General features: G+C 41.3%; 20 protein-coding genes. 2 read left to right on the top strand and 18 right to left on the bottom strand.

Going from position 1 to position 21,072, the window contains the following annotated elements:
• Positions 1 to 42 precede the first annotated feature (42 nt).
• From odhB to MKZ26_RS02075, 3 genes are all read right to left on the bottom strand, one after another.
• On the bottom strand, positions 43 to 1,263 hold the full coding sequence (odhB, locus tag MKZ26_RS02085) for a 2-oxoglutarate dehydrogenase complex dihydrolipoyllysine-residue succinyltransferase (protein ID WP_187044957.1): 1,221 nt from the start codon (positions 1,261 to 1,263) through the stop codon (positions 43 to 45).
• A gap of 83 nt (positions 1,264 to 1,346) precedes the next feature.
• A complete protein-coding gene (locus MKZ26_RS02080) occupies positions 1,347 to 4,157 on the bottom strand; it encodes a 2-oxoglutarate dehydrogenase E1 component (RefSeq protein ID WP_187044958.1) in 2,811 nt (936 codons plus the stop codon).
• A 201-nt stretch (positions 4,158 to 4,358) separates the two neighbouring features.
• Complete coding sequence (locus tag MKZ26_RS02075; RefSeq protein ID WP_187044959.1) at positions 4,359 to 5,435, bottom strand: undecaprenyldiphospho-muramoylpentapeptide beta-N-acetylglucosaminyltransferase; 1,077 nt, start codon at positions 5,433 to 5,435, stop codon at positions 4,359 to 4,361.
• A 118-nt stretch (positions 5,436 to 5,553) separates the two neighbouring features.
• On the opposite strand from MKZ26_RS02075, the gene MKZ26_RS02070 reads away from it, so the two are divergent.
• Entirely contained in the window at positions 5,554 to 6,900 is a 1,347-nt protein-coding gene (locus MKZ26_RS02070) for an MATE family efflux transporter (protein ID WP_067209744.1), read from the top strand.
• 40 nt (positions 6,901 to 6,940) lie between these two features.
• Here the strand turns inward: MKZ26_RS02070 and MKZ26_RS02065 are convergent, their stop codons facing one another.
• The 13 genes from MKZ26_RS02065 to MKZ26_RS02005 all read right to left on the bottom strand — a co-directional run bounded on the left by MKZ26_RS02065 (position 6,941) and on the right by MKZ26_RS02005 (position 18,744).
• On the bottom strand, positions 6,941 to 8,011 hold the full coding sequence (locus MKZ26_RS02065; RefSeq protein ID WP_187044960.1) for a Ger(x)C family spore germination protein: 1,071 nt from the start codon (positions 8,009 to 8,011) through the stop codon (positions 6,941 to 6,943).
• Complete coding sequence (locus tag MKZ26_RS02060) at positions 8,008 to 9,027, bottom strand: GerAB/ArcD/ProY family transporter (protein WP_340764062.1); 1,020 nt, start codon at positions 9,025 to 9,027, stop codon at positions 8,008 to 8,010. Before MKZ26_RS02060 ends, MKZ26_RS02065 begins: the two co-directional genes overlap by 4 nt.
• Positions 9,024 to 10,454: a spore germination protein gene (locus MKZ26_RS02055; protein ID WP_340764061.1), complete on the bottom strand. Its 1,431-nt coding sequence runs from the start codon at positions 10,452 to 10,454 to the stop codon at positions 9,024 to 9,026. The genes MKZ26_RS02060 and MKZ26_RS02055 overlap by 4 nt, the downstream gene beginning before the upstream one ends.
• A gap of 176 nt (positions 10,455 to 10,630) precedes the next feature.
• Positions 10,631 to 11,455, bottom strand: coding sequence for a CAP domain-containing protein (locus tag MKZ26_RS02050; RefSeq protein WP_340764060.1), 825 nt, complete (start codon positions 11,453 to 11,455; stop codon positions 10,631 to 10,633).
• 146 nt (positions 11,456 to 11,601) lie between these two features.
• The gene (locus MKZ26_RS02045) at positions 11,602 to 12,525 is read right to left on the bottom strand and encodes a CobW family GTP-binding protein (RefSeq protein WP_340764059.1); all 924 of its coding nucleotides are present in this window, start codon (positions 12,523 to 12,525) and stop codon (positions 11,602 to 11,604) included.
• A gap of 246 nt (positions 12,526 to 12,771) precedes the next feature.
• On the bottom strand, positions 12,772 to 14,271 hold the full coding sequence (locus MKZ26_RS02040; RefSeq protein ID WP_340764058.1) for a lmo1851 family serine protease: 1,500 nt from the start codon (positions 14,269 to 14,271) through the stop codon (positions 12,772 to 12,774).
• 195 nt (positions 14,272 to 14,466) lie between these two features.
• Complete coding sequence (gene deoD, locus MKZ26_RS02035) at positions 14,467 to 15,171, bottom strand: purine-nucleoside phosphorylase (protein WP_187044964.1); 705 nt, start codon at positions 15,169 to 15,171, stop codon at positions 14,467 to 14,469.
• 81 nt (positions 15,172 to 15,252) lie between these two features.
• Entirely contained in the window at positions 15,253 to 15,474 is a 222-nt protein-coding gene (locus MKZ26_RS02030; RefSeq protein WP_187044965.1) for a YozE family protein, read from the bottom strand.
• Positions 15,475 to 15,504: 30 nt separating this feature from the next.
• Complete coding sequence (gene msrB, locus MKZ26_RS02025) at positions 15,505 to 15,924, bottom strand: peptide-methionine (R)-S-oxide reductase MsrB (protein WP_067209758.1); 420 nt, start codon at positions 15,922 to 15,924, stop codon at positions 15,505 to 15,507.
• The gene (msrA, locus tag MKZ26_RS02020; protein WP_340764057.1) at positions 15,921 to 16,451 is read right to left on the bottom strand and encodes a peptide-methionine (S)-S-oxide reductase MsrA; all 531 of its coding nucleotides are present in this window, start codon (positions 16,449 to 16,451) and stop codon (positions 15,921 to 15,923) included. Before msrA ends, msrB begins: the two co-directional genes overlap by 4 nt.
• Positions 16,452 to 16,463: 12 nt before the next feature.
• Positions 16,464 to 17,039 carry a YpmS family protein gene (locus MKZ26_RS02015; RefSeq protein WP_187044967.1) on the bottom strand — a complete coding sequence of 192 codons (576 nt, stop codon included), beginning with the start codon at positions 17,037 to 17,039 and terminating at the stop codon, positions 16,464 to 16,466.
• 11 nt (positions 17,040 to 17,050) lie between these two features.
• Positions 17,051 to 17,866, bottom strand: coding sequence for a GDSL-type esterase/lipase family protein (locus MKZ26_RS02010; RefSeq protein ID WP_340764056.1), 816 nt, complete (start codon positions 17,864 to 17,866; stop codon positions 17,051 to 17,053).
• A 38-nt stretch (positions 17,867 to 17,904) separates the two neighbouring features.
• The gene (locus tag MKZ26_RS02005; protein ID WP_340764055.1) at positions 17,905 to 18,744 is read right to left on the bottom strand and encodes a DegV family protein; all 840 of its coding nucleotides are present in this window, start codon (positions 18,742 to 18,744) and stop codon (positions 17,905 to 17,907) included.
• A 73-nt stretch (positions 18,745 to 18,817) separates the two neighbouring features.
• Here MKZ26_RS02005 and trhA point away from each other — a divergent pair, with 73 nt between their 5' ends.
• On the top strand, positions 18,818 to 19,453 hold the full coding sequence (gene trhA, locus MKZ26_RS02000) for a PAQR family membrane homeostasis protein TrhA (protein ID WP_187044970.1): 636 nt from the start codon (positions 18,818 to 18,820) through the stop codon (positions 19,451 to 19,453).
• A gap of 58 nt (positions 19,454 to 19,511) precedes the next feature.
• Here the strand turns inward: trhA and MKZ26_RS01995 are convergent, their stop codons facing one another.
• Both MKZ26_RS01995 and MKZ26_RS01990 read right to left on the bottom strand, forming a co-directional pair.
• Positions 19,512 to 19,991 (bottom strand): dihydrofolate reductase, encoded by a 480-nt coding sequence (locus tag MKZ26_RS01995; protein WP_187044971.1) that lies wholly within the window; start codon positions 19,989 to 19,991, stop codon positions 19,512 to 19,514.
• A 16-nt stretch (positions 19,992 to 20,007) separates the two neighbouring features.
• Positions 20,008 to 20,949 carry a thymidylate synthase gene (locus MKZ26_RS01990; protein ID WP_340764054.1) on the bottom strand — a complete coding sequence of 314 codons (942 nt, stop codon included), beginning with the start codon at positions 20,947 to 20,949 and terminating at the stop codon, positions 20,008 to 20,010.
• Between the last annotated feature and the right edge of the window lie 123 nt (positions 20,950 to 21,072).

The raw sequence follows: 21,072 nt of genomic DNA, 5'->3' as shown, positions 1-21,072 counted from the left end.
TTACCTAACTATTTTTTGTCTAGATTTCGAGCGTTTTTCTTATTAAGAACCTAGAAGTAGATCTTCCGGATTTTCAATCAATTCTTTTACCATTTTCAAGAAGCCAACTGAATCTTTACCATCGATAACACGGTGGTCATAAGAAAGAGCCACATACATCATTGGACGGATCTCAACATTATCACCAATAGCTACTGGACGCTTTTGGATTGTATGCATGCCAAGGATTCCTACTTGAGCACCATTCATAATTGGTGTTGACATAAGTGATCCGAAAACACCACCGTTTGTAATTGTGAATGAACCGCCTGTCATATCTGCGATTGTCAATTTGTTGTCGCGTGCTTTTTTCGCAAGTTCTACGATAGTTCCTTCGATTTCTGCGAAGTTTTTACGATCAGCGTCAACTACGTTTGGTACAACTAGTCCGCCATCTGTTGATATAGCGACCCCAATATCGTAGAAGTTTTTAAGAATGATTTCATCGCCATCGATTTCTGCGTTAACATAAGGATATTTCTTAAGTGCAGCAACAACTGCTTTCGTGAAGAATGACATAAATCCTAGACGAACATCATTTTGCTCGAAGAATTGGTCTTTCTTACGTGAACGAAGTGCCATAACGTTTGTCATGTCGATTTCGTTGAATGTTGTAAGCATTGCTGTTGATTGTTTAACTTCAAGAAGACGTTTTGCAATTGTTTGGCGACGACGTGTCATTTTCTCGCGAGTTACACGTCCGTCCTCTACTACTGCTGCTGCTTTTGGTGCGGCAGCTGCTGGTTGTGCTTTAGGTGCAGTACCGTGTGCTTCAACATCTTGAACACGAACGCGTCCCATTGGGTCCACTGGTGATACCGCTGCAAGGTCGATGCCTTTTTCACGAGCTAGTTTACGTGCTGCTGGGCTTGCGATTGTACGGTCTGATCCGCTTGCATCTTCAGTAGCTGCTGGAGCAACTGGTGCTGCTTCCACTTTTTGAACTGCTTCCGCTGCTGGTGCAGATGGAGCTGCAGCCGGTGCGCCTGAACCAGAACCAACAATTGCGATAACTTGGCCGACTTGGACTGTATCGCCTTCTGCTGCTAGATGTTCTTGGACAATTCCTGCTTCTTCTGAAATGATTTCAACGTTTACTTTGTCTGTTTCAAGTTCAACGATGAATTCACCTTTCTCAACGCTTTCACCTGGTTGTTTCAACCACTGTGCAACCGTTCCTTCTGTAATCGATTCTGCAAGTTCTGGTACTATGATCTCTGCCACAATAAATTCCTCCTCGAGTCTACCGTTAGTACGGTGTTAACAATCAATATTTCATATGTTGATTAAATTAAACTAAATAAGGCTTACTTCTTCAATGCCTCATCTAAGATGCGGTTTTGTTCGATCTTGTGAGATTCGCCGTCACCTTCTGAAGGGCTTGAACGATGAATTCGTCCAACATAGGATACTTTCTTACCATCCGCAACTTCGCGGATATAAGAATTTGCAAAATGCCATGACCCCATATTTTTCGGTTCTTCTTGTACCCAAACAAGTTCTTTGGCGTTTGGATAACGAGAAATGATATCACTAATTTTATCAGCTGGGAACGGGTAGAGCTGTTCCACACGGACGATATGCAGATGATCGAAGCCTTTGCCATCTTTCACACGTTCAGCAAGATCAATCGCCACTTTACCGCTTGCAAATAGGATTTTCTCAACTTTATCAGTATTCTTGCCTGTTCCAGGTTGTTCAAGCACCGTTTGGAAGTGGCCTTCTGTCAAATCGTTGACATCAGCACCGACAAGCGGGTGACGAAGAAGCGATTTGGGTGACACAATAACAAGTGGACGCATCGATTTATCACCAAGCATTTTTGCTTGTCTGCGAAGTATATGGAAATAGTTCGCCGCGCTAGAAAGGTTAGCGACCGTCCAGTTATTTTCCGCACAAAGTTGCAGATAGCGTTCCAGTCTTGCGCTTGAGTGTTCAGGTCCTTGCCCTTCATACGCATGCGGTAATAGCAAGACGAGTCCGGATTGCTGACCCCATTTAGAATAACTTGAAGAGACGAACTGATCGAACATTACTTGTGCCATATTCGAAAAGTCTCCATATTGCGCTTCCCAAATTGATAATACTTTTTGGTCTTCTAAGTTATAGCCAAATTCATAACCGACAATTGCAGCTTCTGTCAATGGACTGTTATATGCGACGAATGATGCTTTTGAACCGCTAATATGGTGAAGTGGAACAAGTTCGTCACCTGTTTTTTCATCGTGAAGGACTACGTGGCGGTGCGCAAATGTACCACGTTGAACGTCCTGACCTGTCATACGGATTGGATTACCGTCTTGAAGGATTGCACCGAATGCTAGTGTTTCGGCATGTGCCCAATCGATTTTCCCTTTTCCGTTGAACGGATCTTCACGGCGTTTCAGGATTTTTCCAAGCTTCCCAAATACATTGAAGTTTTCAGGATAAATGAGTAACTCTTCATTGATGCGGCGAAGATTAGCTTCGTCCGTGCCAGTTTCAAGATCTCTTGGATACCCCGCAAGTACTTCTTCAGGCGTAGCGTTTGAAATCAATGTTTTTTCTGAAGTATGTTCTTTCACTTTGTCGTATGCTGCTTGCATCGTTGCAAAAACTGAAGCGTCCAGTTTCGTTACATCTTCTTCTGTCAAGATGTTCTCAGATGCAAGTTCAGATCCGTATAGTGCACGAACTGTAGGATGCTCATGGATTGAATGGTACATAACCGGATTCGTCACAAGAGGTTCATCCATTTCATTGTGTCCATAACGACGATAGCCAAGAAGATCAATCAGAATATCCTTGCTGAACTTTTGACGGTATTCGAATGCGAATGATGCAGCTGCGATAACTGATTCAGGGCTATCCGCATTGACGTGTAATACTGGAACTTCATAGCCTTTTGCAGGGTCTGAAGAATAATGTGTTGATCTAGAATCGTAATATTCAGTTGTGAATCCAATCATGTTATTCGCGATGACATGAATAGAACCGCCTGTCTTGAATCCACGAACACGGCTATAGTTGAATGATTCTGGCACAATTCCTTGTCCTGGGAATGCTGCATCCCCGTGGATAAGTACTGCGTAAGCAGCATCTGTTTCTAGTACAGGAATACCCGGGTTATCCGTATTTTCCTGTGCAGCCCTTGTTTGTCCTGTAACAACAGGATTGACGACTTCCAAATGGGATGGGTTATACGCAAGGAAACGCTGCATGCCCGATTGCCCCTTGTATAAGGCACCCATATGGTATTTCACATCGCCGAACCAACCGCGTGTAGTTTCAAGTGAACCATCTGTTGGAAGGAATGGTTCTTCAGGAACACCCGCAAATTGTGCAAACATTGTTTCGTAAGGTTTATTTAAAATATGTGTAAGTACGTTTAGGCGACCACGGTGGGCCATCCCAATCAATACTTTTTTCATTTTTTGTTCTTCAGAAAGACGAACAAGTTCGTCAAGGAAGACAACTAATGTATCAAGACCTTCAATAGAGAACCGTTTCGCTCCGACGAAAGTCCGGTGGATGAATTTTTCAAACCCTTCAATTTTCGTCAATCGTTCGAGAAGTGCTTTTTTCTCATCTACAGATAGTGTAGCGGAAACATTCCCGTTTTCGATTTTAGATTGAATCCAGTTTCTTTCTTCTTCGTCAATAACATGATCGAACTCATAGGCGATTTTACCTGTATATAATGACTTCAAATAATTCACTGCTTCAAGCCCATCTTCTACACTTGCAGGAACATTTTTAAAGAAAAGAGATGCTGGCATTGCTTGTAAATCACTTTCTGTAAGTCCATAAGTGGAAAGTTCAAGACGTGTTGAATCTTTTGGACGATCGCTAAGCGGATAGATATCTGCTGCAAGATGTCCGTATGTACGGATGGCTGTTTGCAACTGATAGGCGGAGAATACTTTACCGAAATCGCCAGGAGCTACTGCCCCGACCGCTTTGTCTTGCTCTGTGTTGCTCATTGTAGGCGCACCAAAACGGCTGAACATCTCGGCAAGTTCAGCATCTATAGATTCAGGTGACGTTTTAAACAGTTCGTACATTTCCATTATATACCCAAGGTTCGGACCCGAAAAAGCAGCATAGGGGGAACGATGAGCGTCAGCATTGTTCGACATGTAAAATGACCTCCACATTTGCCAAAAGGCATATTGTGTTTATATTTTTTTATCCTCGTTAATTTTAACACGCAAACACTTTAACTTAAAGGGTTTAGCGTTAACTCTTTAACTTTATTACCGTCAACAAGAATACACTGGATTCTCATTACTTGCAACCATTCATTAACCCACCGAAAAACTGAGAATAGTCTCTTCCAGCTATTTTCGGTGTGACAGGATCATTTCAACCATTTCTTCCGGTATTTTGGGTGTTGCTACTTTCTTCATATTCCCGATCAAACTGTCTTTCTCATCTACAAAAGATGCGAATTCTTCGGATAGTGGGCGTAGCTCCACATCTTCCTCTTTCAATACATGTGCGAGTCCGAGCGATTTAAAATGATTAGCATTCAAAATCTGATCCCCTCTGCTTTTTGCAGCAGAAAGTGGAATAAGCAGCATCGGTTTACGTAATGCCAGTAATTCAAAGATTGCATTTGACCCAGCTCTAGAAACCGCAAAATCAGACGCCGCTAATAAATGTGGTAACCCTTCTGTTACGTATTCAAATTGTGTATAGCCGGGTGTACCTTCAAGCGTTTCATCTAGATTCCCTTTCCCGCAAAGATGAATAATATCGAAATCATGCAAAATGGCAGGTAAATCTTTTCGAACAGCATCGTTGAGTATTGAGGAACCCTGACTTCCGCCCATTATAATTTGGACAGGTTTCTCACCTGACAGGCCGGCAATGCGCAAGCCTTCTTCCCGAGTGCCATTGAACAACTCGGGTCTGATGATTGCACCGGAGCAAGTCGCTTTGCCAGCGGGTACATAATTTAGGGTTTGTTCGAACACTGTAAAAATATGATTTGAAAAAGGTAAAGCCATTTTGTTCGCAAGTCCTGGCGTTACGTCAGATTCGTGAATGACAACAGGTACTTTCGCCATTTTCGCCGCCAAGACGACAGGCACTGATACGAAACCGCCTTTGGAGAAAATTATTTCTGGTTTGACTTTCCTAATAACCGCTAACGCTTGTAGAACCCCCGCACCAACACGGAACGGATCTGTAAAGTTTTTCATAGAGAAATAGCGCCGCAGTTTACCACTTTGAATGGGATGATAGACAACTTCAGGATAACCATCGCCAATCAGTTCTTTTTCAATCCCTCGATGCGACCCAATGTAATGAATTTCATACCCTTTTTCGCTAAACACAGGGATAAGCGCTTCATTCACGGACACGTGTCCTGCCGTGCCGCCTCCTGTCAATAATATAACCGGCCGTTTCATGGGCCATTCACCTCTTCTATATTAAGAAATATATTGTAACTTAACTTTACCTCATTGCCATTATAGCAAAGGAGTCATGATATAATGATGTTTAATTGAAGAATAAAGGGTGATTTATTTGGAAACTGCAGTTCCACTGAAGAAAAAGCCGTTCAGATTGGCAACAATCGTCTTGCCAATCCTCGTTACACAAGTCGCTCTGTATATGATGACGTTCTTCGATATTCTTATGACAGGGCGATATGATACATACCATCTTGCCGGAGTTACTATTGGATCTTCTTTCTGGGTACCCGTTTATACAGGGCTTGCTGGAATTTTAATGGGGCTTACACCGATCATCGCTCAATACATCGGAGCACGCCTCCACGCGGAAGTCCGACCTTCCGTTCAACAAGGCCTTTACGTATCGGTCGCACTGGCTGCAATCGTCTTTGCCATTATTCTATTCGCAGTTGCACCTATACTAGAAGCAATGCCGCTCGAGGCTGAAGTACGCATTGTAGCAGCGGACTATTTGACAGGAATGAGTTTCGGCCTATTTCCCCTCTTTGCCTACACAGTGCTACGCTCATTTTTTGATGCGCTTGGAGCGACACGCGTTTCGATGTTCATCATTTTATTATCTGCCCCTATTAACATCTTCATAAACTATTTGCTTATTTACGGGAATTGGGGCTTTCCTGAACTTGGCGGAGCTGGGGCCGGATATGCATCCGGTATAACGTATTGGCTCGTATTCTTCATTGCTTGTTCTGTCGCGTGGAAGCATAAGCCCTTTAAGGAATACGCACTTTTCAAAGGATGGGAAAAGATTTCATTTAAAAAATGGAAAGTGATTTTATTCATTGGTGTGCCAATCGGGATTTCAATTTTTGTAGAGACAAGTATCTTTTCCGCCGTCACACTGATGATGAGTAACTATTCAACGGCTGTAATTTCCGCACACCAGATTGCGCTTAACTTCACTTCGTTGTTGTATATGTTGCCGCTAAGCATTTCGATGGGGGCGACAATACTTGTCGGTCAGGCCGTCGGTGCAGGACAGATGCGCGATGCTAAACAGTATAGTTATCTTGGTGTCGGGCTTGCCGTTGCGTTTAGCTTTGTGTCAATTGCTATTCTTCTCGTTTTCAGGGCGCCAATTGCTTCGCTTTATACAACAGACGGACAGATTATCGGATTGGCAACTCAGTTCTTCATCTACGCTGCACTGTTCCAATTATCTGATGCAATTCAGGCTCCGGTCCAAGGCGCCTTACGAGGCTATAAGGACGTCAATATGACATTTGTCATGGCGATTGTCTCCTATTGGGTCCTTGGTTTACCCATTGGTTATATGATGGCAACGTTTACTGAACTCGGACCATATGGCTACTGGGTTGGCCTTATTGCTGGATTGACAGTTGGCGCAATTACACTGACTGTACGGTTAATCTATATTCAGAAAAAGAAATTTATATAAACACTAAAACCCGTAATGCAGTATGCATTGCGGGTTTTCACTAATTTAATATACCGGTTCTTAAAATCTCAGTTTTCACCTTGACGCTAATGGGCAGTTCGGAAAATGTGTCATTCCAATCCCCTTTTTCCCAAAGTGCGGGATGGAATGCACGGACTGGTCGTCCGAACCCTATAGCATCACTTTTAGCTGCCTGTAGTTTTTTTATCACTTTAGTAAAATCCTTTGTTAATTCCTTTGATAAGAAATCCTCAACTTCCTTTATTGTTTTCTTTTCATCTAGACTGTCATGCGGAAATTCCTCAACAGAAATTTTTAATTCATAGGTCGCATCGATCTTGTTATCTGAAATTTCCCAGTCCTTATTAATTCTTATCACCTCAACTGTAAGTGGACTCTCTGCCTTACCACTTTTCCACATATAAGAAAGCCGTGTATACTTGCCCTGTTTATTTCTTAACAAATTGAAAAGGACCGATTCCTCTTTATCTAAATTTTCTCCAGTATATTCCCTTTTATTAAACAACGCAGTACCGGCAATTTCGGGTATACCGCTTTCTTTCCCAATTTTAATATAGGGAAGTGCCAGAGATATATCTTTTTCAAAAAGTAGTCTACATACTTGTTGAATATCCACTTTAGGGACCAATGTATATCGGACCGCAGTATCAATCAGCTCTGAGTAATACATTGAAATATCATTCCCTAGATTCTCGTGCTGTTCAAAATAGGGAGCCAGTTCCCCTTCGACAATTGCCAAATGAGCGCTAAGTCGATTGCGTGGAGCTCTGTATAACGCATCGATATACTTATATAAGTCAGATTTAGCTGATTCCTCCGTTATAAGCAACACTTGAAGTTCAGCTATATCGAGCCCTTCCGTCGTATTCGTGTCGTTTTTCGCGTCAAGAACAGTGGCACCACTTCCTGTGATTGTTGTATAACTTATAGACCCATCTTCAAATATCGGAAACGCAAATTGAGCCTTGATCTTGCCCGGCTGGCCTTCAACTCCAAAAAGAGACACATTGGTTACATCCTTATAATGTTTTTCATCCCAGCAGCCGCTTAAAAACAATGAACAGACCAATAGGATTAGTAATCTCTTCATTTCCTTTTCCTCCTGTTCACGAGTATGACTATAGTTGGAACAACAATTATGAAAAACAAATGGAAATAGACGAGTGAATTTTGAATCATATCAACACGTTCTTTCGAATTTAAGAACAGCGGTAATATGACGAGCAGGATATGAAAAATAATCGTATTTCTTTTCCGGTGACCTTTCGCATGCAGCTGATGCACGTACATTGTAGTAAAGGCAAAAAGGGATATCGTGATGATACTCCACATCATCCACATATAAATGAAAAATAAATCAAGCCGTTCTACAAACGAGAAAGTTTGCGATTTCAAAATATACATGATTGGCTCAGGAATCCTTTCTATTTCCTTTAGCGGGAAATAGAGAAGGGTGATCAAGACCGTACTGAAAAAAAAGAACATCCATAGCATTTGATATATGAACAGTGGTAAGCCTTTAATTTTTTGTGTGCTATCTACATGCTTCCTAAAAAATAAAAACAGTTCAATACCAATGAATGTAAACTGCGAAGCGAGAATCCCTTTTAACAAATCTGAACCGTCTATCTTAGCTACAGGGAATAAATTCGTCCATACGAATTCAGGCCATGCGAGTAACAAGACAAAGTAAAAGATCGGTATCAGTGGGACGAGAATGACTGTTAGATTAATGACGGTTTCGGAACGACTTAAGTTTGCATACAACGATACGCCTACCATGATTGAAATGACGACAAACTGGGGCGTTTCAGGGAATGCCCATACCGCAAGCGTATAATCAATATAAGCAATGAAGGAGACGATAATAAGGAGCCAATAGCCTTTATATAGCCAAGATACAATCGGACCTGGCTTGAAGAATTTATAATTCCTTTCATATAACAGCAATAAAACATAATGAAAAATGCCTACTCCGATGAAAATAATCCATGCATCACGCCCTGTTACATTGATGAATGGCGTTTGAAAGGATAGAAAAACAGTGCCTGTTTGTATAACAAACAGAAATAAAAAAAACTGGATTCTTGACAATTTAAACGTCAACGGCCACCACCTTCTTTATTTGCACCATACGTAAACGTTTTCTGTTGTTTTTTAAGACGAACATATGGTGACCTGAAGAAAGCATCTTTAAATTTCGACGGATCAAAAGGAACGATAGGCGTAAAATAGGGCTGTTTCAATGATGATACATTCATCAGATGGATGAAAAGCACAAGTGTACCAATTGCAATGCCGAAGAAGCCAAACAGCGAAGCGGCAAGCATAAATGGAAAACGAATAATTCGGATTGTCATATTCATTTCCCAAGAGGGAATGACAAAACTCGAAATGGCTGTCATCGCCACGACGATCACCATGAAATTCGATACGAGACCGGCATCAACAATTGCATTACCAATAACCAGACCACCGACAATCCCTATCGTTTGCCCAATTGGGGTGGGGAGACGGATAGCTGACTCCCGAATGAGCTCGATAAACAATTCTAAAATGAGCGCTTCATAAATAGGTCGATACGGAATTGCATTCACCGCCAGCTTCACTTGTTTACCTAATTCCAGTGGAATGATTTCAGAATGAAAACCGATGACAGCTATATAAAATGCAGGTAAAAAAATAGCCGTCACAAAACTTAATATGCGGAGAATCCGATAAAATGAACCCACTAGAACACGTGCATTATAATCATCTGGAGACTCATAAAAGGAAAAAAAATTGACCGGTGCTATCAGTGCGGTTGGAGAATTGTTCGTAAAAATCGCTATTTTCCCTTCCAGCAAATTTGCAACAACACGATCAGGTCGTTCCGTATTGAGAAATTGTGGAAACGGCGACCAAACGGAATCTTCTAAGTAATCCTCTATTTGACCTGTACTAATAACTTTATCCGACTTAATGTTCTCCAATCGTCTTTTCACATCGGCAACGACATTTTCATCCGCTATTGAATCAATATATATATAATTAACAAGGGTTTGAGTATCATTCCCAATTCTCAGTGAATGGACGACGAGATCTGGAATCGCAAGCCGTTTGCGAATCAAGGACATATTTGCATCAAATCCCTCGACGAACCCTTCGTGCGGACCGCGGATAACATGTTCATTTTCCGGTTCGTTAGGGCTGCGAACAGTAAACTTCGGCATCATGATTTGCAATAACAAATTTGTTTCAGGAAAAATAACGGCTACGAAACCTGAACTAATACTATGGGTAAGCATAGAAACGGAAAAAGCATGAACAGACGAGATTGCAGTTTTTCCCCAATCGGCAAGTCCGTCCGCTGCCCTTTTCCTGATTAGTTCAAGCTGTCGGTTCACTTCTGCCCCTTCAGTCATTGTAGTGAAATAACAAATGACAGCTGGACCATTCTGCCACTCCATTTCTTCAACATATAAATCGGAAGAATTATGAAATACCTTTTTTATGTATAAAATCAAACTGTCAGTCGATACAATGTCCCCCATCATGCTCACCTCCTAAGAAGAGTTTGAGCATGCCAGAAAACTTTTAAACATTTACTTGGAGAAATCCGTTTATAGGTACGACGGTTTAAGACAGTATGTACACGAAAATATAGTAGGAAAAAAGCTATCCTCCAAACCGAATTAGTATCAGTTTGGAGGATAGCTTTTAACTTTTCTTATTTTTGAATGAACTGTTGTGTCCAGTAGTTGCCGTTTTTGTCATAGCCAATGCCGATGTGTGTGAATCCAGGCGTTAAGATATTTTGTCTATGTCCTGGCGATTCCATCCATCCTTTTACAACTTCTTCAGCCGTACGTTGCCCCATAGCAATATTTTCCGCTGCCGATTTATACGTTATACCATTAGACTTCATTTGATCAAACGGTGAGCCGTATGTCGGGCTAGTATGTGAAAAGTATCCTTTTGAAGCCATATCTGTTGATTTTTGTCGTGCAGAGTTCATCAACTTCGCATCTGTTTGTAGCGGTTGAAGACCTGCTTTTTGTCTTTCAACATTTGTAAGGTCAAGTACTGCTTTTTCAATCGCGGAAACAGATGCATCTGAGGTTGTTTCAGCAGGTTTAACTGGTGCTACTTCCGCAGGTTTTTCCGGTGCTGGCTTAACCGGTGGAGTTGCTTCCGGTTTTGGTGTCGGTACTGGCTTAGTCGTAGCTGGTTTTTCTACCGGCTTGACTGTAACTGGCTTATTCACCGGTTTCTTGATTGGGTTGACTGTAACTGGCTTATTTACCTGTTTGTCAACAACCACTATATTTTTTGTATAAGACTTCGCTAAACTGTAAAGTTGCTCAAAATTTATATTTTTTTCAAGCAATACTTTATACATATCGGGTTGTTTGTCCCCCCCTATGTAACTTTGAATGTACTGTTGTGCTTTTTGCACCTGTACATTGTTGTCCAATTGTGAAGCTTCTACATTATTGTTGTTCGGCAGTAAGAGCGCCGAACCGAGCATGAGTACTGCAATCGATTTTTTCATCTCATTACTCCTCCCTTCGCAATCTATCATAACGCGTGGGAGATTTAGAATATCGGGTTTCTTTTCCAGTTCATCCAGTTCTTAATTAAATACACTAGCAAAGGACCTCATATTCTATGGAAATGGATAAGTCTGGTCAACTATCTTTAATTTTCATCTAAAAAGGGGTTGACGGCCTTATAATTCAACGTTTCGATCCCTTCCCCGATGATTACAATACGGGCTTCCATCTTGACATATTCGGGGAGCCAATTGACCATCCCATACGCATATTGAAATAAAAACGGATTTTTATAACCGCTAATAGGTACATAACCTTTCATCCGATAAACTGTATCAGGAAGGGAGTTCACCCAATTCTCGAAATCTTCTTTCGTAACACTCTCAGTGAATGTAAGGAGTTTTGAAGAAAGCGGTAAGCCTTTTCCTGATATGATTTGCTTATCAGTCCCTTTTTTCGATGAACTTAAGGTTTTCTCAATGAAGGAGAATGCAACTTTTGCGCCCACCGTTTGTATAATTGGAGCAGATTCATTGAAACTCGATAGTTCAAATGTTACTTTCGCTACTTCCTCTTCAGTTAGAAGATCGACTTTATTCGCCAGTAGTAAATGAGCATGTCGAATTTGCTCCATGAATAAAGCGCGTACTTGCGGAGATAGCTTATCGCGTTCCAGCCAACGCTTCGAATCGGCAATCGTTACAATTCCTTTTATGTTAAGCCGGTCTGCGAATAAAGGTGAGTAAATAGCGTCTAGTGCTTCCACTGGGTGTGCAGCACCCGTTGTTTCTATTAAGATGACATCGATATCATCGTTTTCTTCAAGCAGTCCCTGAAGCTGTGCCTCTGTTTTCTCTGAACCTGTACAACAGATACATCCATCTAGCAGTTCTTTAAGCGGAACTTCAGCTCCCCCTTCTACAGTATTTGAATCGAAAGGCAATGCTCCAAATTCATTCATTAATACAGCCGGTTTTTTTCCTTGTTCTTTCAATTGTGCAATTGTATGAAGTAACAGTGACGTTTTACCGCTTCCTAGAAAACCACTAAATAAGTAAACATCAATCATATGTACGCCTCTTTTCATTTTATTAGAAAAAGTCATAGCATCCTATCGGATTAGAACACGATGGACTAGATGGGTTGAAATAAAGAATTCCCTTGAATCCGCTTCAGCGCGAGGGGGTGTCTCTCGCCCTAAAACTAGCTAGATTAGCACTATCTTAGGGCTGGGCTCCCCATGAAAAACCCTTCGTTCAGCTTATATAGACATTTTAAAAAGCGTCCGGCCGGATTAGGACTGGACGCTTTTTAGTTATTTCCCTATTTTTTCAAGCAGAACTTCTTTTGCTTTCATCAGCTGTGGATCGTCTTCTTGAATTTTCGTCCGAAGTTTTTCCATCAGACCGTAAGTTGTTTCTCCTAAGAGAATACCGTTCGTGTCCAGCGCTAAATCTTTTTGCAACTTTTTGACAGCCTGAGTTGTTTTTTCATCAAACATGCCATCAATTTCACCTGGTTCATACCCAACGGCTTTAAGCATTTCTTCCGCTGATTTAATGGAAGGTGAAAGCATGCCCACTTTCATTTCTATTGTTGGATCAAGAAACGGAAGCATTGCATAAGATGGATACGGCACTTCAATATCGGGCTTAATTCCTTCTTTATGAACCCAATTGCCATCAGGCGTCAGCCATTTTGCTGTAGTTAGTTTTAAATTCGAGCCGTCAGGAAGATTTTTAGGTGATTGAACTGTTCCTTTACCGAATGTTTTCACACCAATAAGTGGCACATTGGCAGATTCTTTTAACGCACCTGCCAGTATTTCTGATGCCGAGGCACTACCGTCATCGATGACGAGCGTAACTGGAACTCCTATTTTTCTTTTTCCAGAGGCTGTAAAAATTTCTGGTTGTATACCTTTTTCTTTATACTGGAAAATGTTCTTTCCATTTTCCAAAAACAGATCGGATATTTTGATGGCTATGTCGAGTCTACCGCCTGGATTTTGGCGTACATCGACAACTAACCCTTTCATTCCTTTAGCTTCCATCTCATCAAGGGCAACAAGCAACTCATCGTATGTTCCTTCTGAGAAGCTTGTGAGGTGAATATGTGCAATTCCATCGTCAAGCATTTCAGCATAGACTGTTTCAATCGGTATAACGTCACGTTTGATTTTTACGTCTACTGGCTCAACTGCTTCTCCACGTTTTATGCTTAAAGTGACAGTTGTCCCTTTTTCTCCTCTAATTAGAAGAACCGCTTCTGATGATGACATTCCCTGTATACTTTCACCATCGACCGCAATGATGGTATCGTTCGGTAATATCCCTGCGCGTTCTGCGGGTGAATTTTTGATTGGAGAAACAACGTTGATGTATCCGTTTTTCTCTTGAATTTCAGCACCAATTCCTTCGAAACTTGACGAAATACTCTCGTTTAATTGTCGAGCTTCCTTCTGATTTAAATAATCGGAATACGGGTCTCCTAGTGCATCAATCATTCCATTGATGGCACCATCGATGACAGCTGTTTCATCGATATCTTCGAAGTAATTCCCTTTCATTTCATCATAGGCATTATATAACTTTTCAAATTCTTTTCGGTCCTTTAGCGATTGCTTTTGTGGACTCACAACTTCGACAACTTTATCATCACCTGTTGTTAACACGAAAAACGTTATGGCGGCAGTGACCAGTACAAGTCCGAATACAAGCATGACAAAAGAGAACGGTTTTAATTTTATATATCGGTTTGCCGGCGGTTGACTATTTGGTTCAATTTCTTGTCCGTGGCCATTATTCTCTTCCATCCCATTCCCCACTCTCTACTATTAATACAAAATTCAATTCAATCTTATCCAGCAGTAATGGCTTAGTGGCCCAACATCCTATGGACCTCCGAGCGGCTAGCGCCTGGAGCTAGACACTATTCTAAGTCAAAAAAACGTATACTTTCTTCCCTGCTAAAAAAGGACCGCTGTATAGTGGGCGGTCCTACTTCACGATTATTCCTGAATTGCTGCTTCGAGCGCCACTTCAATCATGTCGTTGAATGTTGTTTGCCGCTCTTCTGATGATGTCGCCTCACCCGTTAAGAGGTGATCGCTCACAGTAAGAATAGCCAATGCTTGGCGGCCAAATTTCGCAGCAAGTGTATACAAAGCCGCAGCTTCCATTTCAACAGCTAGGACGCCATACTGAGCCCATTTTTCATGTTGTGCATATTCATTATAGAAAACGTCTTCTGTAAATACATTTCCGACCTTCAAATCAAGCCCCTTTTTAAGCCCAGCATTATACGATTTCAAAAGAAGATCGAAGTCGGCAGTCGGTGCATAGCTGATACCATTGAATATGATTTCGTTCATTTTAGAATCGGTCGAAGCACTTTGTGCGAGAATAACGTCACGTACATGAACGTCTTTCTGAATCGCACCACAAGTTCCGACACGGATTAGTTTTTGCACGTCGTATTCTTGCATTAATTCTGTTACATAAATAGAAATGGATGGAACACCCATACCTGTCCCTTGAACAGAAATTCGTTTTCCTTTGTATGTTCCCGTATAGCCGAACATATTCCGAACTTCGTTATATAGTGTTACATCTTCCAGAAATGTTTCGGCAATGTATTTTGCACGAAGCGGGTCGCCTGGAAGTAAAATCGTATCCGCGATGTCACCTTTTTTTGCATTGATATGTATACTCATACTGAATAGCCTCGCTTTCAAATTTTCTTTTTTAATCATACATTCAACTAATCCATTATGCAAAGAAGATGCAGGTGCAACTTACAAAAATCTCTCTTCATATAATAGAAACAATTCATCGAAAACGACGGATGGCATTTTGGCATCCGCCTTTTCTTCGATATATCGCGATAATGGGTCAAAAGATTTTTCTTCTTTTGGAAAACTAGAATCCTTAAACATATATTCCGCAAACGTTGATTTTAAATCACCCATCGCCCCACCGCGGAAGGATAGGGCGAATCGATAAAAGGACCGATCCATCCGTTCATCTCCCTTCTCAGCTTTAATCAATCAAAATAGTTTCGAGTACTCTCCGAAACCTTCTTTTTCAAGATTGTCAATGGATACAAAGCGGAGTGCAGCTGAATTGATGCAATAACGCAATCCGTCTTCACCCGGTCCATCCGGAAATACATGACCGAGATGTGAATCCGCGGTTTTACTGCGTACTTCTACTCGTTTCATACCGTGGGTTATGTCTGTTTTCTCTATTACTTCCATTGATTCAATCGGTTTCGTAAAGCTTGGCCATCCACAACCAGCATCATATTTATCTTTTGAACTAAAAAGTGGTTTTCCTGAAACGATATCGACATAAATCCCATCTTCATAATGGCTGTCGAATTCATTTCGAAACGGTGGTTCAGTCCCATTTTCCTGTGTGACGTGGTACTGTATTTCGGTTAATTTCTTCTTCAATTCTTCTGTCATGATTCATCACCCCAGTTGTCAGATTTGAATCGTTCACGGCCAGAGCCAGTTGCATATCTATTATAATGTGTCGGGTTTTTCATGTAATAATCTTGATGTCCTTCTTCAGCCGCGTAAAATGGCTTCGCAGGTATAATATCCGTTGCGATGGGTTTGTCAAACTTTCCAGAAGCATCTAGTTCAGCCTTTGTTTGCTCAGCGAGTTGTAGTTGTTCGGGTGTATGATAAAAAATGGCTGTCTGATAGGATTCACCCCGGTCAAAAAACTGGCCACCCGAATCAGTTGGGTCAATCTGTCTCCAAAAGATGTCAATCAGTTCGCGATAGGAAATAACTTCATCATCAAACGTAATTTGAATTGCTTCACGATGACCGGTCGCATTCGTACAAACCAATTCATAAGACGGATTTTCGACATCGCCGCCCGTATAGCCAGAAATGACTGATTGGACACCTTCATATCGGTCAAACGGTTTCACCATACACCAAAAACAACCTCCTGCAAATGTGGCCAATGCTTTCGCCATTGTAAAACCTCCCTATTCTTTTGGAATTATAATTTCCAAGATAATCTCATCATCCGCCAAGTTAAATGTTTTTGCTTTTACTTGTAAATCACCTGATAACGGGATTGCTGAGAGATCGATGAACAGTTCTTCCTCCTTAGGACGAACAATCATCCAAGGGGGAAGCTTCACAGAATCCCTTAGTACTTTTAAAACAGTCGCAGGCGGGATGTTCAATTGTCCGATTTCCATCGACGATTGTTTTAATATTAGATTACCGTCTTCTCTAACAATTGGGTCAAAATGCATAATAACCGGCAATGTATAGGAAAACACCGTCATTTCTGAAAACAAGACCACATCATCTTCAACTTTCATCGTTACCGGAAGCGGCTCACCTTTTACTGCTTTTCGTATAAACGTATTTGCAATGCCTTCAAAATCTTCTTTCGTCGCCCTCACTGTTAAAACATGGTCCGCTTGATTCGAAACTTTCATTTCAGGAAGCGGGACCGACTCTGCGGAAGATCCAATAAGTATTATAACTGCTGCAAATGCTGCCGCAATAAGTCCTGCAAGTACAAAAAAACTAATTTTCCATCGATTCATGCGATCAGCTCCTACATTTCCAATTCCCCGTCCGATAATTTTTGCAAGTCACATTCTTTCAGCTTTTCAAGGTAACGTTCCGCCATTGAGTCATAGCCCTTTGCATTCGGATGAAAGAAATCGGTGTGGTACACCATGTCCGTATTTGAATCGAACAAGTCTACAACTGGGACAAAGCACGACCTTCCGTCCATCATGGCACGAACTTCAATCGCTTCATTCCAGTCAGCAATAATATCTTCAAATTCATTTGTTTCATCCGTCACAATTGAAAACGGATTATAAAGACCTGCTACAATAATGATCGCATCGCCGTTCAAGTCTCGGATAATACTAAATAATTCATCGAGCCTGTTTTCAAACTTACCGAGTTCAACATAAAATGGTTCCGTCTGCAAATTAAATAGGTTGGACTTAACGACTTTCATAATATCGTTTCCGCCAATTGTCAAAAAGATTAAATCTGCCGTTTTCACAGAAGATTGAACTTCAGGGTCTACCAGTTTGTCGATGAGCTGGTCACTTCTTCGACCCCGCTTTGCCAAATTGGCCGCATCGACATCCTTAACCCCTTTCCATTCATTCATCTTGTCAGTTACTCGGCCAAAATAACCTTCTTTTTTCAGTTCATCCCCGACACCCTGGGTCAGTGAATCACCTAAACCAATCACATGGATATTTTTTGGAATGAAGTACCCTGGGATTGCCCACTCAGTAAATGCAATCTCTTGTCGATCAGAAAATGCACCTGTTTTTTCGATTAGCGTTTGTTGACAGCCGGACAAAAATAATGAGAAGGCGACCACAATCAGAAATACTCTTCTCATACGTAGAGTTCCCCTTTTCTTCAATAAAGAATCATTTATTAATCTGCGTAATACATAAAACCTATCGCTCCCTCACCAGTATGCGTACTGATGATTGGAGCAGTAAATGTAAGTTTCACATCTTTTATGCCCGAGTCTTGTATCATTTTCTTCAATGGTTCACCCATTTTCAAACCATTGGCGTGTGAAATGCCGACTCCTCGAATAATCTTGCCAGCAGTCTCTTCTTTGAAAACTTTGAATAGATGGGCTACAACTTGTTTGTGACTGCGTGCTTTTGCGACGGGTGTATAGACGCCATCCTGCAAAGTCGCAATCGGTTTTATATTCAACAAGGAACCAATCATTGCTTTCCCTTTTCCGATACGGCCGCCTTTCACCAGATTATCAAGTGAATCGACAACAACGAAAAGCGTTGTATTTTTACGGATTGAGTTCAACCGTTCAACGATCTCAGTAACTGACTTTCCTTGTTCGGCCAATTTCGCCGCTTCCATTACCTGAAACATCAACGCATGTGAGATGAACATTGAATCGATGACAGTAACTTTGGAATCCGTCATTTCAGCGGCTGCCTGGGCAGATTTCACAGTACCACTCATGCCACCAGTCATATGTATGGAGATGATTTCACTGCCATCCTCACCCAGCTTGTCATATAACTCCTTGAAAACACCTGCTGCCGGTTGGGAGCTTTTAGGCAATTCCTCAGAACTTCTCATCATAGTTAGAAATTCTTCGGGTTGTATATCTACACCATCGATATACGTTTTGCCATCAATTTGGATGGTTAGTGGAACAACATGTAAGCCATATTTTAGAATGTCCTCTTCTTTTAAATCGGCAGTTGAATCCGTGACGATATGGACTTTTTTCATAATGCGCACTCCCCTCGATTAGTAGCAGTTCTCAATAAATTTTAGTATAGTAAAAGGTAAGGAGGTTAAAATCATGACAGTTGCATTTGATTTTAAAAATGGACGAGAAGAGTTGTGGAATGCGATCACACACGGTATCGCACTACTTCTCAGTATACCCGCCCTTGTGTTTTTAGTACTTGACGCTGTTCGGCATGGCACAGCGATACATGTGGTCAGCTACACCGTTTTCGGTTTTTCTATGCTTCTCTTATTCCTTATGAGTACACTGTTGCATAGCATGCCAATAAAATTCAAACACTTGTTTTCCATACTGGATCACTCAGCCATCTATATTCTGATTGCAGGAACCTATACGCCGTTTCTCCTTGTCACTGTAAAAGGAGTACTAGGCTGGACACTGCTCAGTATCGTCTGGGGTCTGGCCATTGCAGGTATTCTATTCAAAGTTTTTTTCATTCATCGTTTTGAATTTGTTTCGCTTATCTTTTACATTGTTATGGGCTGGCTTATACTAATAGCCATCAAACCATTATACACCCATTTAACACTCGCTGGATTCGCGCTACTCGTTATAGGCGGTCTATTGTATACGTTTGGTTCGATTTTCTATGCGTGGAGAAAGATCCCGTACAACCATGCAATTTGGCATGTGTTTGTTATTGCGGGCAGTGCCTCAATGTATTTCTGCGTCCTCTTATATACATGAGGACGTTTTTTTATTTGTCTTGACTCCATCGCAAAGCCTCTAGTCGCATCCGCTTTAGTTATTCCTTTTCGTACATGAGAAATGAATACGGAATTTCATCTTCTGTAATGTGTTCTTGCGAAGACGATATGAGCTTCCATTCAGGGCCATATGAAGGGAAAAAAGTATCCCCTTCGTATTGTTTTTGAATATACGTAATGTAGAGGCGATCCGCTATTACTAGTGCCGCATGGAATATTTCCGCACCACCGATAATCATCACTTCATCTGCATACTCTTCTGCTCTTGCAATCGCATCATTTAGATTGTGTACGACAACAGCACCCTCTGCTGTATATGCTTCATTTCGTGTAACGATAATGCTAAGCCGCCCAGGTAAAGGTCTACCGATTGACTCAAACGTTTTACGTCCCATTACCATCGCTTTTCCCATAGACATCTTTTTAAAGTAAGCAAGGTCCTCTGGAATATGCCAAGGCAAATCGTTGTTCATACCAATGACCCGGTTCGGATCATGGGCTACAAGTAGTGAAATCATGGAAATCCACCTTTCTTTAGACAGCAATTGGTGCTTTGATTTTTGGATGTGGTTCATAATTTTCAAGTTCGATGTCTTGCGTTTCTAATTCAAAAATCGATTTGCCTTCAATATTCAATTTTAATGTCGGAAGAGTTCGCGGTTCCCGAGTCAATTGCTCATTCACTTGATTGACATGATTCGCGTAAATATGAGCATCCCCCAATGTATGGACGAATTCGCCAACACCAAGTTCGCATTCATGTGCAATCAAATGAACCAGAAGTGCATAGGATGCAATATTAAATGGTACGCCAAGGAAGATGTCCGCACTTCGCTGGTAAAGCTGGCATGATAGCTTTCCATCTGCTACATAAAATTGAAACAACGCATGACACGGTGGCAAAGCCATATCTTCGACTTCAGAAGGGTTCCATGCAGTAACAATATGCCTGCGGGAATCGGGATTGTTTTTGATGCCTTCAATTAAATTGGCAATTTGATCAATCGATTGTTCTCCATTTGACCATGATCGCCACTGTTTACCATAAACCGGTCCAAGATCTGCGTATTTCGCAGCAAATTCTTCATCTTCCACAACACGTTTTTTGAATGCATCCATTTCAACTTTATAGACAGCCGCAAATTCTGGTTCTTTTGCAGCGCGACGTCCGAAGTCCGACATATCTGGACCACTATACTCAGAACTTGTCACCCATTGTTCAAAAGCCCATTCATCCCAGATTGGATTTCGATCTTCAATAAGCGTTTTGACATTCGTATCGCCTTTTAAGAACCATAACAATTCAGATGAAATAAGACGGAAAGCCGTTTTTTTCGTTGTCATAAGGGGAAATCCTTCATTTAAATCGAAGCGCATCTGATAACCAAAGACACTGATTGTCCCTGTCCCAGTGCGGTCTTCTTTTTTTTCACCTGTTTCAAGAACGTGTTTACATAATTCTAAATACTGTTTCATTAAAAAGCCTCCTTGCGCTAGTGTACAGTATATCAAATATGATCTAGCTATCATAATAAAAAACACAGCGCTGGCGTGGTTATTCTAAATAACCATGTCAGAACTGTGTTTTTCGTCCTTGAT

The sequence above is a fragment of the Sporosarcina sp. FSL K6-6792 genome (assembly GCF_038004885.1).
Taxonomy (GTDB): Bacteria; Bacillota; Bacilli; order Bacillales_A; family Planococcaceae; genus Sporosarcina; species Sporosarcina psychrophila.
The sequence above is the reverse complement of the archived record's forward strand: the minus strand, read 5'-3'. Positions and strand labels throughout refer to the sequence as shown.

Bases quoted from the DNA above. Each gene is read 5' to 3' on its own strand.
- MKZ26_RS02080 (WP_187044958.1), bottom strand. From the start codon at position 4,157: ATGTCGAACAATGCTGACGCTCATCGTTCCCCCTATGCTGCTTTTTCG.
- MKZ26_RS02075 (WP_187044959.1), bottom strand. From the start codon at position 5,435: ATGAAACGGCCGGTTATATTATTGACAGGAGGCGGCACGGCAGGACAC.
- MKZ26_RS02065 (WP_187044960.1), bottom strand. From the start codon at position 8,011: ATGAAGAGATTACTAATCCTATTGGTCTGTTCATTGTTTTTAAGCGGC.
- MKZ26_RS02055 (WP_340764061.1), bottom strand. From the start codon at position 10,454: ATGGGGGACATTGTATCGACTGACAGTTTGATTTTATACATAAAAAAG.
- MKZ26_RS02050 (WP_340764060.1), bottom strand. From the start codon at position 11,455: ATGAAAAAATCGATTGCAGTACTCATGCTCGGTTCGGCGCTCTTACTG.
- MKZ26_RS02045 (WP_340764059.1), bottom strand. From the start codon at position 12,525: ATGATTGATGTTTACTTATTTAGTGGTTTTCTAGGAAGCGGTAAAACG.
- MKZ26_RS02040 (WP_340764058.1), bottom strand. From the start codon at position 14,271: ATGGAAGAGAATAATGGCCACGGACAAGAAATTGAACCAAATAGTCAA.
- deoD (WP_187044964.1), bottom strand. From the start codon at position 15,171: ATGAGTATACATATCAATGCAAAAAAAGGTGACATCGCGGATACGATT.
- MKZ26_RS02030 (WP_187044965.1), bottom strand. From the start codon at position 15,474: ATGGATCGGTCCTTTTATCGATTCGCCCTATCCTTCCGCGGTGGGGCG.
- msrB (WP_067209758.1), bottom strand. From the start codon at position 15,924: ATGACAGAAGAATTGAAGAAGAAATTAACCGAAATACAGTACCACGTC.
- msrA (WP_340764057.1), bottom strand. From the start codon at position 16,451: ATGGCGAAAGCATTGGCCACATTTGCAGGAGGTTGTTTTTGGTGTATG.
- MKZ26_RS02015 (WP_187044967.1), bottom strand. From the start codon at position 17,039: ATGAATCGATGGAAAATTAGTTTTTTTGTACTTGCAGGACTTATTGCG.
- MKZ26_RS02010 (WP_340764056.1), bottom strand. From the start codon at position 17,866: ATGAGAAGAGTATTTCTGATTGTGGTCGCCTTCTCATTATTTTTGTCC.
- MKZ26_RS02005 (WP_340764055.1), bottom strand. From the start codon at position 18,744: ATGAAAAAAGTCCATATCGTCACGGATTCAACTGCCGATTTAAAAGAA.
- trhA (WP_187044970.1), top strand. From the start codon at position 18,818: ATGACAGTTGCATTTGATTTTAAAAATGGACGAGAAGAGTTGTGGAAT.
- MKZ26_RS01995 (WP_187044971.1), bottom strand. From the start codon at position 19,991: ATGATTTCACTACTTGTAGCCCATGATCCGAACCGGGTCATTGGTATG.
- MKZ26_RS01990 (WP_340764054.1), bottom strand. From the start codon at position 20,949: ATGAAACAGTATTTAGAATTATGTAAACACGTTCTTGAAACAGGTGAA.